The organism is Pantoea nemavictus, assembly GCF_037479095.1.
Classification (GTDB): Bacteria; Pseudomonadota; Gammaproteobacteria; order Enterobacterales; family Enterobacteriaceae; genus Pantoea; species Pantoea nemavictus.
Window position 1 is genome coordinate 2,260,195 of record NZ_JBBGZW010000001.1, and the last position, 15,326, is coordinate 2,275,520.

Here is a 15,326-nt window from a genome sequence, read left to right on the forward strand (position 1 = left end):
ATGCCTGGCGGCCGGTTTTCGTGGCATAACACATTGAATTTAAATCACTCTGATAAGCGTATTTGAAGCGGTGCAGCGGGTAATGTTACAGAAGTGGATGAGCTAAGTGATTAGTGGAAATTAGCAGGGAAAAATACTGCGTTAAGGCAAACTTTGGGGGCGAGGTTGTTAGCGATATTTATGAATTTGGTCGTCATAAATGACGACCTTACAATCTGCGTAGGGTGCGCATTCATGCGCACCTGGATTAACGAGGCATCGCGCTCAGCGGAATAATAGCGCCGCGATGCTGGATCACCGTGCTGGCGGTGAGATGACCGCGCGCCGCGGCATCTTCGGCGCTGCCACCGGCTAAACGCACCGCCAGATAACCGGCGCTGAAGGAGTCGCCTGCGGCGGTGGTATCGACCACTTTCTCTTTCGCCAGCTTGATCGCGGCAACTTCCCGCAGCGGTTCGTCTCCGACGGCCACCAGACAGGAGTCGGCACCGCGCTTAATCGCAATCTCCTGCACGCCGGCGGCGCGCGTTCGGGCAATCACCGTTTCCAGCGGCTGCTCGCCCCATAGAAGATCTTCATCGTCGAGCGTGAGGAAGGCCATATCGGTGTGGCGCAGCATCTCGGCATACGCCTGCTGCGCGCTGGCTTTGTCGGCCCACAAACGCGGACGGTAGTTATTGTCGAAAATCACCTTGCCGCCGTTCTGACGACAGGCGCTGAGCAGCGCCATAAGTTTGTTGCGACTGGCTTCCGGCAGAATCGCCAGGCTAATGCCGCTCAGATAGAGATAATCGTAGTGTGCCAGCTGCTGGCAGATGTCATCCGCCTGCGCGCTATCCAGCCAGAAGCGGGCGGCCGCGTCGTTGCGCCAGTACCAGAAGGTACGCTCGCCATGTTCATCGGTTTCGATGAAGTACAAACCGGGCATTTTATTGTCGAGGCGCTGAATCAGTTGGGTTTGCACCTGCTCTTGCTGCCAGGCAGCGATCATCTGATCGCTAAAGCTGTCGGTACCCAGTGCGGTAACATAATCCACGCGCAGCTGCTGGTTATCTGACAGCCGGGCCAGATATACCGCTGTGTTCAGCGTATCGCCGCCAAAACCGCGTTTGATGTTCTCACCTTTTTCGGACAGTTCAATCATGCATTCGCCAATAATGGCGATTTTTTTCTGCGTCATGGTCTTCGGCCTATAGTGAATTCTGCCTTAGTCTCGCGTCTGGTATGGCAGTCGTCAATGGTTTTTAAAACGATGTTTTAATTTAACTTAAGGCAGTGAACTGCCGGTGCTACGGCGATTTAACGGCCAAAGCGCGTTTTATTTTGCCGATTAAGCGCGAAGCACGCTGTTACACTCATCTATTCATGGGACTAATGAGATCGATAAAGTTATCCCTGCGATCGCCGATACTTGCCGCTGAGATGCTATTTGCAGGCACTCGACACCAACCAGGAAAAAACCATGGTGATGAAGAATTTGAGTCATCGGCTGCCTGTTTCAAATGAACTGGAGCAACAACAGGAAACGCGTCTCTTCTGGCAGCAGTGCCAACGATTCTATACTTTCCAGCCGATTTATCAGGTCTCAGGCCGCTTGCTGGCCATTGAATTATTGACGGCGGTAGCGCATCCCTCCGCGCCAGAAAAAAGGCTGTCGCCCGAAGACTATTTTGAAGCCCTGACTATCGCGCAGCGGCTCGGTGTCGTCCAGGAGCAGCTGGAGCTGCTGATAACATGGTCACCCTTTTTCCATCAGCGTCAGCTGGTGGCTTCGGTGAATATCGATGGTCCAACGCTGATGGAAATTGAGCAGCATGAGTCGATTCGCGCGCTGATCGCGCAGTTGCCGTGGGTGCGCTTTGAACTCACCGAACATCATGCTCTGCCGCAGGAAGAGATGGTGGCGAAGATGCCGGAACTCGGCCCGCTGTGGCTGGATGATTTTGGCTCTGGCATGGCGAACTTCTCCGCGTTGACCGAACTGCGTTATGACTACATCAAACTGTCGCGCGAGCTGTTTATGCTGCTGCGCGCCAGCGATGAAGGCCGCTCCATGTTCTCTATGCTATTGGCGCTAATTAATCGCTACTGCAACGGCGTTATCGTGGAGGGCGTGGAAACTGAAGAGGAGTGGCAACAGGTGCGCAGCTCGCCGGCAATGGCGGCGCAGGGCTATTTCTTCTCGCGTCCGGTGCCGTTTAGCGAGCTGGAACGTATGGCACTTGAGCTTCCCTGATCCCGTTCTGCAGCGTCTCGACTATCCTTAGTCGAGACGTGGAAGGGCAAGGAGGAAGCAATATGTCACGTACCCGAAAGATCCTGAGCTGGGTGGTCGGGATTTTTTTATTATTGGTTGTAGTGATTGTGGTGATCATCGCCACCTTTGACTGGAACCGCCTAAAACCAACGATAAATCAGAAAGTTTCTGCTGAACTCAATCGTCCTTTCGCTATTCGCGGCGATCTTGGCGTGGCTTGGGTGCGCAATCGCGAGGAGCCCGGCTGGCGCAGTTGGGTGCCGTGGCCGCAGGTACATGCCGATGATGTGATGCTGGGCAATCCGCCGACGGTTCCTGAAGTCACCATGGTGCATTTACAGCGGGTAGAAGCGACGATCGCGCCGTTGGCGTTGCTGCATAAGCAGATCTACCTGCCGTGGATAAAGATGCAGCAGCCCGACGCGCGGCTGGTGCAAACCGCGGACAAAAAGAACAACTGGACCTTCGATTTAGCCAGCAGCGATAACAGCGAGGCGAATGCCGCGCCGTCTGCCTGGTCCTTCCGCCTCGACAACATTCTGTTCGATAAAGGGCAGGTACGTTATCGCGATGCCATCAATAAAGCCGATGTCACGGTCACCATCAACCCACTGGGCAAACCGGTACCGTATGCACAGGTGGCGGGCGGTAACGACCAGCAAAAAGGCGCGGGTGATTTTGTCTTTGGCTGGCAGGCGAACGGCACCTACAACAATGAGAAGCTGGAGGGTGACGGCAAAATTGGCGGCATGTTATCGCTGCGCAGTAAAACCACGCCGTTCCCGCTGCAGGCGGATGTGCGTAATGGCAGCACGCGCGTGCGCATTGACGGCACCTTGCAAGATCCGCTCAATCTCGGCGGGCTGGATGTGCGCCTTCGCTTCTCCGGTGACACGCTGGCGAACCTGTATGGCCTGACGGGCGTACTGCTGCCCGATACGCCGCCGTATGAAACCGACGGTCATTTGATTGCGCGTTTCAACGAGGAGAAAGGGCCGCTGTTCCGCTACGAGAAGTTTAACGGCCACATCGGCGACAGCGATATTCACGGTTCGCTCAGCTATCGTCAGGGCAAACCGCGTCCAACCTTAACCGGTGAACTCACTTCGAACCAGCTGCGCATGGCGGATTTGGGGCCGCTGATTGGCGTCGATTCAGGTAAAGGCAGCGAGAAGACGCAGCAGGCGAAAGCGCAGCGCGGTGAAGCTGCAGCGCAGCCCGCCGACCGCGTGTTGCCGCATGACAAGTTCGATACCAAAAGCTGGGACGTGATGGATGCGGACGTGAAGTTCAGCGGCAAGCGCATCGAACACAGCAGCAAGCTGCCGTTGAGCGATCTTTACACGCATGTACAGCTAAAGAATGGCGACCTGCTGCTCGATCCGCTGCGCTTCGGTATGGCGGGCGGCAGCATTAACTCCACCATTCATCTGGAAGGCGATCGCAGCCCGATGCGCGGACGCGCCGATCTGCATGCGCGTAAACTGCGTCTGCGTCAGCTGTTCCCGGATGTCACCGCGATGCAAAACAGTTTGGGTCAGCTGAATGGCGATGCCACGCTGAGCGGCACCGGCAACTCGGTGGCGGATCTGTTGGGTACCAGCAATGGCGAAATGAAACTGCTGATGAATGATGGCTTGATCAGCCGCAGCCTGATGGAGATTGCGGGCCTGAACGTTGGGAATTATGTGGTGGGGAAACTGTTTGGCGATGATGAGGTGAAGATTAACTGCGCGGCGACCGATCTGAACATTCGTCAGGGCCTGGCAACGCCGAAGCTGTTCCTGCTGGATACCGAGAATGCGGTGATCAACGTGACCGGCAACGTCAACTTCGCCAACGAACGTATGGACTTGTCGATTAATCCGGAGAGTAAAGGGATTCGCATCATCACGCTACGTTCGCCGTTATATGTGCGCGGCACCTTCAAAAATCCGGATGCCGGGGTGAAAGCCGGGCCGCTGATTGCGCGCGGTGCCGCAGCGATTGCGCTGGGTGCCGTAGTCGCACCGGCCGCAGCATTGGTTGCGCTGATTTCGCCAAGCGATACGGACGACAACCAGTGCAGTAAGGTGCTGCAGCAGATGAAGAATCAGAAGTGATCAGTTACGCCACAGCACTTTGATGATGTGGTAACCAAAGGCGGTTTTCACCGGTCCGTAAGGTTGCAGCAGCGGACAGGTGAAGACCGCCTTATCAAATGCCGGCACCATTTGCCCTTTGCGAAATTCACCTAAGTCGCCGCCGTTGCGGCCAGACGGGCAGGTAGAGTGCTTTTTCGCCAGTTGCTGAAAGTTTGCGCCTTTCTCCAGCTGGGCCAGCAAGGATTTTGCCTGCGCTTCCTCTTTCACCAGGATATGTAAAGCCGCCGCGGTTTTCGCCATCATTTTGTCTCGTTGTGTATAATCGTCGCGCGAGCATTATACCCACCTTTCTTTCGAATCAACTGAGCGAATTCCGTTATGCGTCTAAACCCCGGCCAACAACGCGCTGTCGAATTTGTCACCGGTCCTTGTCTGGTGCTGGCCGGTGCGGGTTCAGGTAAAACCCGCGTGATCACCAATAAAATCGCCCATCTGATCCGCGAGTGTGGCTATCAGGCGCGCCATATCGCCGCCGTGACCTTCACCAATAAAGCGTCGCGCGAGATGAAAGAGCGTGTGGCGCAAACGCTGGGGCGCAAAGAGGCGCGCGGCCTGATGATTTCAACGTTTCACACGCTGGGACTTGAGATCATCAAGCGCGAGTACAAAGCGCTGGGAATGAAATCCAGCTTCTCGCTATTCGACGATCAGGATCAGCTGGCGCTGCTGAAAGACCTGACTAAACAGTGGCTGGAAGAAGATAAGACGCTGTTGCAGCAGCTGATTTCTACTATCTCCAACTGGAAGAACGATCTGGTCGATCCCCAGGGCGCAGCGGGTTTGGCCAAATCGCAGCGCGACCAGATTTTTGCCCACTGTTATCAGCTGTATGACCAACATCTGAAATCCTGCAACGTGCTGGATTTCGACGATTTAATCGCGCTGCCGACGCTGCTGCTGCAGCGCAATCAGGAAGTGCGTGAACGCTGGCAGCAGCGTATTCGCTATCTGCTGGTGGACGAATATCAGGATACCAACACCAGCCAGTATGAATTGGTGAAGCTGCTGGTCGGCGCGCGGGCGCGCTTTACCGTCGTGGGCGATGACGATCAGTCAATCTACTCGTGGCGTGGTGCGCGACCGCAAAACCTGGTGCTGCTGCAAGAGGATTTCCCGGCGCTGGAAGTGGTGAAGCTGGAGCAGAATTACCGCTCGACGCAGCGCATCCTAAAATCGGCCAACATCCTTATCGCCAACAACCCGCACGTGTTTGAGAAGCGCCTGTTCTCAGAACTGGGGCAGGGCAGCGAGCTGAAGGTGCTCAGTGCCAATAATGAAGATCATGAAGCGGAACGCGTGGCCGGCGAACTGATTGCGCATCACTTCATCAACAAAACCGCCTACAAAGATTACGCCATTCTCTATCGCGGCAACCATCAGTCGCGCGTGTTTGAGAAGCAGTTGATGCAGAACCGTATTCCTTATCGCATCTCCGGCGGCACCTCGTTTTTCTCGCGTCCGGAAATCAAGGATTTACTGGCTTATCTGCGCGTGCTGACCAATCAGGAAGATGACAGTGCGTTTCTGCGCATCGTGAATACGCCGCGTCGGGAGATTGGTCCGGCAACGCTACAAAAGCTGGGCGAATGGGCCAATCTGCGCAATAAAAGCTTGTATCTCGCCAGCTTTGATATGGGCCTGGAGCAAACGCTGAGCGGGCGCGGATTGGAACATCTGCAGCGCTTCACGCACTGGCTGAATGAGATTATCCAGCTGACGGAACGCGAGCCGGTTAATGCGGTGCGCGACCTGATTCGCGGCATTGATTACGAAAGCTGGCTGTTTGAAACCTCTCCCAGCCCGAAAGCGGCTGAGATGCGCATGAAGAACGTCAACCTGCTATTTCAGTGGATGACCGAGATGCTGGAAGGGGACGAACTGAACGAACCGATGACGCTGGCGCAGGTGGTGACGCGCTTTACGCTGCGCGACATGATGGAGCGCGGTGAGAGCGACGAGGAGCTCGATCAGGTGCAGCTGATGACGTTGCACGCGTCAAAAGGGCTGGAGTTTCCGTATGTCTATCTGGTCGGCATGGAAGAGGGGTTATTGCCGCATCAGAGCAGCATCGATGAGAACAATATCGAAGAGGAGCGTCGTCTGGCGTATGTAGGCATTACGCGCGCGCAGAAAGAGCTGACCTTTACGCTGTGCCGCGAACGCCGCCAGTACGGTGAACTGATGCGCCCGGAGCCGAGCCGCTTCCTGCTGGAACTCCCGCAGGACGATGTGGTGTGGGAGCGCGAGAAAAAAGTGGTGAGTGCAGAAGAGCGTGTGAAGACCGGACAGACGCGCGTTGCCGGGTTAAGGGCGATGCTTGAGAACGCGAAGAAGGGTTGATGCAGCTTGCTGTCCCCCATCCCGGCCTTCCCCCGCCAGCGGGGGAAGGAGACGCTGCCACATGCTACTTCCCAACTCATATATGGCAGCATCTTCCTCCCCCATTTATGGGGGAGGACCGAGGAGGGGGACAGCGAGCACCTGTTAGGGAGACAGCCAGCACATACCAAATCAGGAGATGGTCAGTAACCAGTGCACATATGACTGATAATGGCTCTCCTGCTCCAGCAGCTCGGAACGCAGCGGATGCACTTCGCGCCACCCTACTGGCAGTGTCAGATGCAACGCATCATCGTCCGCCTGCAAACGCACGGCCGGTAAAGTGTCATCACGGCGACGACTCGAGAAAATAATCGCTAAACGCAGCAGACGACTTAATCGCTCCGCCATACGTGGTGGAACGGCATTTTGCTGCGTTAGTAACGCGAGATCGATGCTGCCGCTTTGATTCTGCAATAGGCAAGCCAGCATTTTTTTCTGTGCGGGAGTGAAACCAGGAAGATCAAGATGACGAATCAGATAGGCGGCGTGCTGCGGTGCCTGACGGAAATCGACGCTCAGGCCAATTTCGTGGATTGAGCAGGCGCTCAGCAACAGGTCACGACATCGGTTATCCAGCTTCCAGCTGCTGCTCACCTGACGGAAGAAACTCTCTGCTAGCTGACGTACGCGACCAGCCTGCTCAATATCAATGGCAAAACGACGTTGCACATTTTGCAGCGTGCGGCTGCGGATATCGCGATCAACCGGCAGATGCAGCATGCCATACACTAAACCTTCGCGCAGTGCGCCGCCAGCCAGCGTCATCCCTTCAATGCTGAGTTCCTGGAAGATGGCGATGAGGATTGATAATCCGCTGGGAAAGACTAATGCGCGCTCTAGCGTCAGTCCTTCAATTTCCAGCTCTTCCAGCTTGCCACATTGAATCGCGCGCTGTTTCAACTGCTGCAGCTTGCTCAGGGTGATGCGCTCATCCATGCCCTGCGCCATCATAATTTCCTGCAGCGCCTGCACGGTACCGGATGCACCCACACAGATTTGCCAGCCTTTCTCGCGTAGCGCAGCGGCTACTGGGCGGATCATCTCACGCGCCGCCGTTTCAGCCTGCTCGAAATTCTCTTTCGCCAGATGACGATCGCTAAAATAGCGTTCGAGCCAGGTTACGCAGCCCATCGATAAGCTAAAGAGCGTGGTGGCGTGCGAGCCTTCGCCGGTCACCAGTTCTGTGCTTCCGCCGCCGATATCAACCACTAAACGCTGATCGGAACCGCCAGTGGTATGCGCAACACCTTGATATATCAAGCGCGCTTCCTCTTCGCCGCTGATGACATTCACCGGGCAGCCAAGAATTTGTTCAGCGGTAACGAGAAAATCCTGCGCATTTTCTGCAATGCGCAGCGTGGCGGTTGCCACCACGCGGATCTGTTCCGGGGGAATATCCTGCAGCTGTTCGGAGAACAACTTCAGACACTGCCAGCCGCGTTGCATCGCCTCTGCAGAGAGATGATTCGCTTTGTCGAGACCGGCTGCCAGACGCACTTTGCGTTTTATCCGCGCGACGGTCTGAATACTGCCAGACACCTCGCGCACCACCAACATATGAAAGCTGTTAGAACCTAAATCAATCGCTGCATAAAGTGACGATGCGCTTAGCATGGTGTGCTTAACCTGAACGCTTACGGTTGCTATTGCGCGGCGCGCCGCTGCGACGGTTACTGTTGTTACCGCCACGGCGTGGACCGTTTCCTGTGCGGCTGCGTTGCAGGCGCTTCGGTGGTGGCAGTTCGTTTAGCAATGCATCGCTGTTGTACTTGCTGACCGGAATACCGTGGCCAATGTACTCTTCAATCGCCGGCAGGTTTAGCGCGTACTCTTCACACGCCAGGCTGATGGAGTGACCGCTTGCTCCCGCGCGGCCCGTACGGCCAATGCGGTGTACGTAGTCTTCGCGATCGTCTGGCAGATCGTAGTTGAACACATGCGTTACCGCAGGAATGTGCAGACCACGTGCGGCGACGTCGGTAGCGACCAGGATATCGACATCACCTTTGGTGAAATCGTCGAGGATGCGCAAACGTTTTTTCTGTGCAACATCACCGGTCAGCAGACCGACGCGATGACCATCGGCAGCCAAATGGCCCCAAATGTCTTCACAGCGATGTTTGGTGTTGGCGAAAATAATGGCGCGATCGGGCCACTCTTCTTCAACCAGCGTTTGCAGCAAGCGCATTTTCTCTTCGTTAGAAGGGTAGAAAAGCTCTTCTTTAATGCGATGGCCGGTTTTCTGCTCGGGTTCCACTTCCACGTATTCGGCGTTGTTCATGTGCTCAAACGCCAATTCACGCACGCGGTAAGACAAGGTGGCAGAGAACAGCATACTTAGGCGTTGGGTGGCCGGCGGCATGCGGCGGAACAGCCAACGAATGTCTTTAATAAAGCCGAGATCGAACATACGATCGGCTTCATCCAGCACAACAACCTGAATGGCGCCAAGGTTGACATGATTCTGCTTGGCATAGTCGATCAGACGTCCGGTGGTGCCCACCAGGATGTCGACGCCATCTGCCAGCACTTTCAGTTGTTTATCGTAGCCGTCGCCACCATAAGCCAGGCCCAGCTTTAAGCCAGTTACCTTCGCTAACGGTTCAGCATCGGCATGAATTTGTACGGCGAGCTCACGCGTTGGGGCCATGATCAGCGCACGTGGCTGATTGATCTGGCGACCTTCTGCGGCAGGATGAGAAAGAAGATAATGAAACGTTGACGTCAGGAACGCCATCGTTTTGCCGGTACCGGTTTGCGCCTGACCCGCGACATCACGCCCTGAAAGCGTAAAAGGCAACGCGAGCGCCTGGATAGGCGTGCAGTTAGAAAAGCCTTTGGTATCAAGGGCTTCTACCACCTGAGGGTGCAGGGCGAAGTCGGAAAACTTCTGTTCAGTTAAGTGTGTTTTGCTCATAGTGTGGTAGAATATCAGCTTACTAGCGCTTTACGAAAGCGTATCCGATGAAATAAAGTCAACCTACGTTGGTATAATTTACGCCAATTCGCCAGGCACAATCTTTTGGAGTTAAACATGAGCAGCGATAAGATCGTTCACTTGACCGATGACAGTTTCGACACAGACGTACTGAAAGCAGACGGTGTCACTCTGGTAGATTTCTGGGCTGAATGGTGTGGTCCTTGCAAAATGATCGCCCCAATCCTCGACGAAGTCGCCGAAGAGTACGAAGGTAAGCTTACCATCGCTAAGTTGAACATTGATGACAACCCGGGTACTGCGCCTAAATATGGCATCCGTGGTATCCCAACTCTGCTGCTGTTCAAGAACGGCGAAGTGGCGGCAACCAAGGTTGGCGCGCTGTCTAAAGGCCAGTTAAAAGAGTTCCTGAACGCCAACCTGGCCTAAGCCCGGCGCGGTGTTTGTTCCGCAGTGGTGAATTTTTTCGCCACTGCTGGACGTCTCACTTTAAGCGTGTTAAGTTGAGTTCACTGCATTACGCTCTTACCTTGTAGTTTGCATCTAAGTTTTCCCTTGTCAGACCCTACTCGCAATGAACGTTATCGTGGTTTGGCAATCTGATGACTAGCACATTCGGCATCATCTTTCGACCGTCTCCTCGTTTCCTATCGCCACATCTGACGATAATCGTCGAGCTGAGTTGAAAAAGAGCCATTAACAGGCATGGAATTTTTGCCATACCACTCACGACAATCATTTCGAGAATTACCCCGAGTTTAAGAACCCATCACTATGAATCTTACCGAATTAAAGAATACGCCGGTTTCTGAGCTGATTACCCTCGGCGAAAATATGGGGCTGGAAAACCAGGCGCGTATGCGCAAGCAGGATATTATTTTCTCTATCCTGAAACAGCACGCAAAAAGCGGCGAAGACATCTTTGGTGATGGTGTGCTGGAGATACTGCAGGACGGATTTGGTTTCCTCCGTTCTGGAGACAGCTCCTACCTCGCCGGTCCCGATGATATCTACGTCTCTCCTAGCCAAATCCGCCGCTTCAACCTCCGCACTGGTGACACCATTTCTGGCAAGATTCGTCCGCCAAAAGAGGGTGAACGCTACTTTGCGCTGTTGAAAGTTAACGAAGTTAACTACGACAAGCCGGAAAACGCGCGCAACAAGATTCTGTTCGAAAACCTCACGCCGTTGCATGCCAGCAAACGCATGCGTATGGAGCGCGGTAATGGCTCGACTGAAGACCTGACAGCACGCGTGCTGGATCTGGCTTCGCCGATTGGTCGTGGTCAACGTGGTCTGATCGTGGCGCCGCCGAAAGCGGGTAAAACCATGCTGCTGCAGAACATTGCGCAGAGCATTGCCTACAATTATCCAGATTGCCTGCTGATGGTGCTGCTGATTGACGAACGTCCGGAAGAAGTGACCGAGATGCAGCGTCTGGTTAAAGGTGAAGTCATCGCTTCTACCTTTGATGAGCCAGCTTCACGTCACGTGCAGGTTGCTGAGATGGTGATTGAGAAGGCCAAGCGTCTGGTTGAGCACAAAAAAGATGTCATCATCCTGCTCGACTCCATCACCCGTTTAGCGCGTGCCTATAACACCGTGGTACCTGCATCAGGCAAAGTCCTGACCGGTGGTGTGGATGCCAACGCCCTGCATCGTCCAAAGCGTTTCTTCGGCGCGGCACGTAACGTGGAAGAGGGCGGTAGCCTAACCATTATCGCCACCGCACTGGTTGATACCGGTTCGAAGATGGACGAAGTGATTTACGAAGAGTTTAAAGGTACAGGTAACATGGAATTGCACCTCTCGCGTAAAATCGCTGAGAAGCGTGTGTTCCCAGCGATTGATTACAATCGTTCCGGTACCCGTAAAGAAGAGCTGCTCACCACTCAGGAAGAGCTGCAGAAGATGTGGATCCTGCGCAAAATCATCCATCCTATGGGTGAAATCGACGCAATGGAGTTCCTCATCAATAAACTGGCTATGACCAAAACCAACGACGAATTCTTCGATATGATGAAGCGTTCATAAGTTGCATGTGTAGAGCCGCTAAGCCAAGCGGCTCTTCGCACAATTTGCCAGGAATTATTGCTAACGCCACGTCTTAACGTGGCGTTTTTTATTTATGGGCATTAGGATTAGCCCAGCAGGAAGCATTTATAATGACTGCGGCAGAAATTTGCTGATTTTTTAAGCTGTCGGATTTTTCTGCAGCAAAATTCGGAATAGGGATGAACGGCAATAGCTGGCATTTTGCATATTGTTGTCCACGATTTTAGCTGAGAGCATTAACGTGAATTTACTCACTATGAGTACAGAGCTTGGCCTAACTTTTCTTTTCTCTTTAGCCTTTATCTTTATTGCTCGCAAAGTGGCGAAAAAGATTGGGTTGGTGGATAAGCCTAATTTAAGGAAAAGACATCAAGGTGTTATTCCATTAGTTGGCGGGATTTCTGTTTATGCAGGTGTCTGTTTTGCCTTTTTGATTACCAAATCATATATGCCAAATGGATTTCTCTACCTGATCTGCGCAGGAATTTTGGTGCTGGTGGGCGCTCTGGATGATCGTTTCGATATTAGCGTCAAGTTTCGCGCTTTTGTGCAGGCGGTTATTGCTGTTGTGATGATGTTTGGCGCCAAGCTGTATCTGCTGAGCCTCGGATTTATCGTTGGCCCAGTGGAATTCATCGTTGGCCCATTTGGGTACGTCCTCACGCTTTTTGCCGTCTGGGCCGCTATAAATGCATTCAACATGGTTGACGGCATCGACGGTTTACTCGGTGGATTATCATGCGTCACCTTTGGTGCCATGGGGATCATTCTTTATTTTGATGGAATGGTTAGTCTTGCGATGTGGTGCTTCGCCATGATTGCCGCCACCATTCCTTATATCCTGCTTAATCTGGGATTCCTGGGACGGCGTTACAAAGTCTTCATGGGGGATGCTGGCAGTACCATGATCGGTTTTACGATTATCTGGATATTGTTAGAGACGACCCAGGGACTGAGCCATCCAATTACCCCTGTCACCGCACTTTGGCTGATCGCGATACCTTTAATGGACATGATTGCGATCATGTACCGTCGTTTACGCAAAGGCATGAGCCCTTTTTCTGCAGATAGACAACACATTCATCATCTCATCATGCGAGCTGGATTTTCATCCCGACAAGCTTTTTTGCTGATTACTGTCGCTGCTGCATTATTAGCCGGGATTGGCGTATTAGGTGAATATCTGGCGTTCATTCCTGAATGGGTGATGCTCGTCTTGTTCTTAATGGCATTTCTTCTTTATGGCTACTGCATTAAGCACGCCTGGCGTATGGCTCGTCGATTGCGTCGTATTAAACGTCGTTGGAACAAAGCCACTTCGGGTAAAAATTACTCCCGGTAAGCGCCCAAATAAGGATTTTTTATGAACTCTGCCATTGTGGAGAACGAACTGGATATGCGTGGCCTCGCTTGTACGCTGTGGCGTGGCAAGCGCTGGATTGTTGGCCTGGCCGTGCTGTTTGCACTGCTGGCATGGCTGGCTTCCATGTTGATGAAGCAGGCGTGGAGCACCACTGCGGTCACCGATCGTCCAACGGTGAATATGCTGGGTGATTTCTTTGTTCAGCAGCAATTCCTCAATAATCTGGATGTCCGCACCAATACGCTCAATCTCAGTTCACCCGCGCCGACCGTAATGGATGAGGTTTATCAAGAGTTCACCATGCAACTGGCATCATGGGATACGCGTCGGGATTTCTGGCAGCAGACTGAATACTTCAAAAGTCGTAAAAGCGGCAATGCGCACAATGATGCGGCGTTGCTCGATGACTTGATCACCAACATCCAGTTCACGGCGGCCGATCCGGCGCGCAATATCCTGGACAACATCAAGCTGGTCGCCGAAACCGCCGGTGATGCTAACAATCTGCTGCGTCAATATATTGCGTACGCCAGCGAGCGTGCGGCGCGTCATCTGAACGCGGAGCTGAAAGGTGCCTGGCAGGCACGCAGCGTGCAGCTGCAGTCGCAGGTTAATCGTCAGCAAGAAGTGGCGCAGGCGGTGTTTGCGCGTCAACGCCAGCGTATTGAGCAGGCATTGAAAGTGGCGAGCGAGCAGGGCATTAAAGAGAATCGCGCACCGGCAACGGGTGAAGCATTACCAGACAGCGATCGTTTCCTGTTAGGGCAGCAAATGCTGCAGGCACAACTCGATACCCTACAAGCCAGCGGACCTGCTTACGATTTAAGCTATGATCAAAATAGAGCGATGCTGAGTACGCTGCAGACCGGACCGCGACTGGATAAACAATTCCAGACTTATCGCTATCTGCGCACGCCGGAAGAGCCGGTATCGCGCGACAGTCCGCGTCGTCTGTTTATGATGATCATGTGGGGCGTCATTGGCGCGCTGGTCGGTGCGGGAGTGGCGCTGGTGCGTCGTCCGCGTTTAACGTTACCAACGAGCCACTAAGAGAAGTCATGTGAAAGTTCTGACCGTATTTGGCACGCGTCCTGAAGCGATCAAAATGGCTCCGCTGGTGCAGGCGCTGGCGCAGGATGCTGCGTTCGAGTCGCGCTTGTGCGTCACCGCTCAACATCGTGAAATGCTCGATCAGGTGCTGCGTCTGTTTCAGCTTCAGCCCGATTATGATCTGAATATCATGCGCCCCGAGCAAGGGCTGACGGAGATCACCAGCCGCATTTTGCAGGGCATGAAAACCGTATTAGCTGATTTTCAGCCAGATGTGGTGTTAGTGCACGGTGACACCACCACCACGTTTGCTGCCAGCCTGGCGGCGTTTTATCACCAAATACCCGTTGGTCATGTAGAAGCGGGCCTGCGCACGGGTAATCTGCTGTCGCCGTGGCCAGAAGAGGCCAATCGTACGCTTACCGGACATCTGGCGAGCTACCACTTCACGCCGACGGAAAATTCGCGGCAGAACCTGTTACGCGAAAATCTGCCCGATGCGCGTATCTTCGTTACCGGCAACACGGTGATTGATGCGCTGCTGTGGGTTCGCGATCGCGTGCTTGATGATGCCGATCTTAACGCTCGCCTTGCGGCGCGCTATCCGTTCCTCGACCAGGACAAAAAGCTGATTCTGGTCACCGGCCACCGCCGCGAAAGCTTTGGCGACGGATTCGAACGTATTTGCAGCGCGCTGGCGCAGATAGCGCGCCAACATCCAGAGGTGCAAATCGTTTATCCGGTACATCTCAACCCTAACGTCAGCGAGCCGGTAAACCGCATTCTGAGCGGCATTGATAATATCATCCTGATTGAACCGCAGGAGTATCTGCCGTTTGTCTGGCTGATGAACCGCTCATGGCTGATTCTCACTGATTCTGGCGGCATACAGGAAGAAGCGCCATCGCTCGGCAAGCCCGTGCTGGTGATGCGCGATACCACCGAGCGGCCAGAAGCCGTTGCAGCCGGCACGGTGAAGCTGGTGGGCACTAATATCAGTAAGATTGTCGCGGAAGTCAGCCTGCTATTACAGGATGATGAAGCCTGGCAGGCAATGAGCCGCGCGCACAACCCGTATGGCGATGGTCATGCCTGCGCGCGCATCTTGCAGGCCCTAAAACAACACAGAGTATAACC

General features: G+C 53.9%; 12 protein-coding genes. 8 read left to right on the forward strand and 4 right to left on the reverse strand.

Annotation, left to right across the window (positions count from 1 at the left end; all coding sequences use genetic code 11):
* Positions 1-247: 247 nt before the first annotated feature.
* Positions 248-1,180: a 2-dehydro-3-deoxygluconokinase gene (gene kdgK, locus WH298_RS10330; protein ID WP_180822807.1), complete on the reverse strand. Its 933-nt coding sequence runs from the start codon at positions 1,178-1,180 to the stop codon at positions 248-250.
* A gap of 282 nt (positions 1,181-1,462) precedes the next feature.
* On the opposite strand from kdgK, the gene pdeH reads away from it, so the two are divergent.
* Together pdeH and WH298_RS10340 are read left to right on the forward strand one after the other, a co-directional pair.
* The gene (gene pdeH / locus WH298_RS10335) at positions 1,463-2,236 is read left to right on the forward strand and encodes a cyclic-guanylate-specific phosphodiesterase (RefSeq protein WP_009127785.1); all 774 of its coding nucleotides are present in this window, start codon (positions 1,463-1,465) and stop codon (positions 2,234-2,236) included.
* Between the two features lie 62 nt (positions 2,237-2,298).
* On the forward strand, positions 2,299-4,359 hold the full coding sequence (locus tag WH298_RS10340; RefSeq protein WP_180822808.1) for an AsmA family protein: 2,061 nt from the start codon (positions 2,299-2,301) through the stop codon (positions 4,357-4,359).
* On the opposite strand, the gene ppiC is transcribed toward WH298_RS10340, so the two are convergent.
* The gene (gene ppiC / locus WH298_RS10345) at positions 4,360-4,641 is read right to left on the reverse strand and encodes a peptidylprolyl isomerase PpiC (RefSeq protein ID WP_036621218.1); all 282 of its coding nucleotides are present in this window, start codon (positions 4,639-4,641) and stop codon (positions 4,360-4,362) included.
* A gap of 78 nt (positions 4,642-4,719) precedes the next feature.
* Here ppiC and rep point away from each other — a divergent pair, with 78 nt between their 5' ends.
* On the forward strand, positions 4,720-6,741 hold the full coding sequence (gene rep, locus WH298_RS10350; RefSeq protein ID WP_180822809.1) for a DNA helicase Rep: 2,022 nt from the start codon (positions 4,720-4,722) through the stop codon (positions 6,739-6,741).
* Positions 6,742-6,912: 171 nt separating this feature from the next.
* On the opposite strand, the gene ppx is transcribed toward rep, so the two are convergent.
* Together ppx and rhlB are read right to left on the reverse strand one after the other, a co-directional pair.
* Positions 6,913-8,397 carry an exopolyphosphatase gene (gene ppx, locus WH298_RS10355; protein WP_180823715.1) on the reverse strand — a complete coding sequence of 495 codons (1,485 nt, stop codon included), beginning with the start codon at positions 8,395-8,397 and terminating at the stop codon, positions 6,913-6,915.
* A gap of 7 nt (positions 8,398-8,404) precedes the next feature.
* Positions 8,405-9,700, reverse strand: coding sequence for an ATP-dependent RNA helicase RhlB (rhlB, locus tag WH298_RS10360; RefSeq protein WP_009127796.1), 1,296 nt, complete (start codon positions 9,698-9,700; stop codon positions 8,405-8,407).
* 117 nt (positions 9,701-9,817) lie between these two features.
* On the opposite strand from rhlB, the gene trxA reads away from it, so the two are divergent.
* The 5 genes from trxA (at position 9,818) to wecB (ending at position 15,324) form a co-directional block, all read left to right on the forward strand.
* On the forward strand, positions 9,818-10,150 hold the full coding sequence (trxA, locus tag WH298_RS10365; protein ID WP_008105741.1) for a thioredoxin TrxA: 333 nt from the start codon (positions 9,818-9,820) through the stop codon (positions 10,148-10,150).
* A 345-nt stretch (positions 10,151-10,495) separates the two neighbouring features.
* Complete coding sequence (gene rho / locus WH298_RS10370) at positions 10,496-11,755, forward strand: transcription termination factor Rho (protein ID WP_008105744.1); 1,260 nt, start codon at positions 10,496-10,498, stop codon at positions 11,753-11,755.
* A 277-nt stretch (positions 11,756-12,032) separates the two neighbouring features.
* A complete protein-coding gene (wecA, locus tag WH298_RS10375; protein WP_009127802.1) occupies positions 12,033-13,118 on the forward strand; it encodes a UDP-N-acetylglucosamine--undecaprenyl-phosphate N-acetylglucosaminephosphotransferase in 1,086 nt (361 codons plus the stop codon).
* Positions 13,119-13,139: 21 nt separating this feature from the next.
* Entirely contained in the window at positions 13,140-14,189 is a 1,050-nt protein-coding gene (gene wzzE, locus WH298_RS10380) for an ECA polysaccharide chain length modulation protein (protein WP_180822810.1), read from the forward strand.
* Between the two features lie 10 nt (positions 14,190-14,199).
* Positions 14,200-15,324: a non-hydrolyzing UDP-N-acetylglucosamine 2-epimerase gene (gene wecB, locus WH298_RS10385; protein WP_009127806.1), complete on the forward strand. Its 1,125-nt coding sequence runs from the start codon at positions 14,200-14,202 to the stop codon at positions 15,322-15,324.
* Positions 15,325-15,326 lie beyond the last annotated feature (2 nt).

Bases quoted from the DNA above. Each gene is read 5' to 3' on its own strand.
- kdgK (WP_180822807.1), bottom strand. From the start codon at position 1,180: ATGACGCAGAAAAAAATCGCCATTATTGGCGAATGCATGATTGAACTG.
- pdeH (WP_009127785.1), top strand. From the start codon at position 1,463: ATGGTGATGAAGAATTTGAGTCATCGGCTGCCTGTTTCAAATGAACTG.
- WH298_RS10340 (WP_180822808.1), top strand. From the start codon at position 2,299: ATGTCACGTACCCGAAAGATCCTGAGCTGGGTGGTCGGGATTTTTTTA.
- ppiC (WP_036621218.1), bottom strand. From the start codon at position 4,641: ATGGCGAAAACCGCGGCGGCTTTACATATCCTGGTGAAAGAGGAAGCG.
- rep (WP_180822809.1), top strand. From the start codon at position 4,720: ATGCGTCTAAACCCCGGCCAACAACGCGCTGTCGAATTTGTCACCGGT.
- ppx (WP_180823715.1), bottom strand. From the start codon at position 8,397: ATGCTAAGCGCATCGTCACTTTATGCAGCGATTGATTTAGGTTCTAAC.
- rhlB (WP_009127796.1), bottom strand. From the start codon at position 9,700: ATGAGCAAAACACACTTAACTGAACAGAAGTTTTCCGACTTCGCCCTG.
- trxA (WP_008105741.1), top strand. From the start codon at position 9,818: ATGAGCAGCGATAAGATCGTTCACTTGACCGATGACAGTTTCGACACA.
- rho (WP_008105744.1), top strand. From the start codon at position 10,496: ATGAATCTTACCGAATTAAAGAATACGCCGGTTTCTGAGCTGATTACC.
- wecA (WP_009127802.1), top strand. From the start codon at position 12,033: ATGAGTACAGAGCTTGGCCTAACTTTTCTTTTCTCTTTAGCCTTTATC.
- wzzE (WP_180822810.1), top strand. From the start codon at position 13,140: ATGAACTCTGCCATTGTGGAGAACGAACTGGATATGCGTGGCCTCGCT.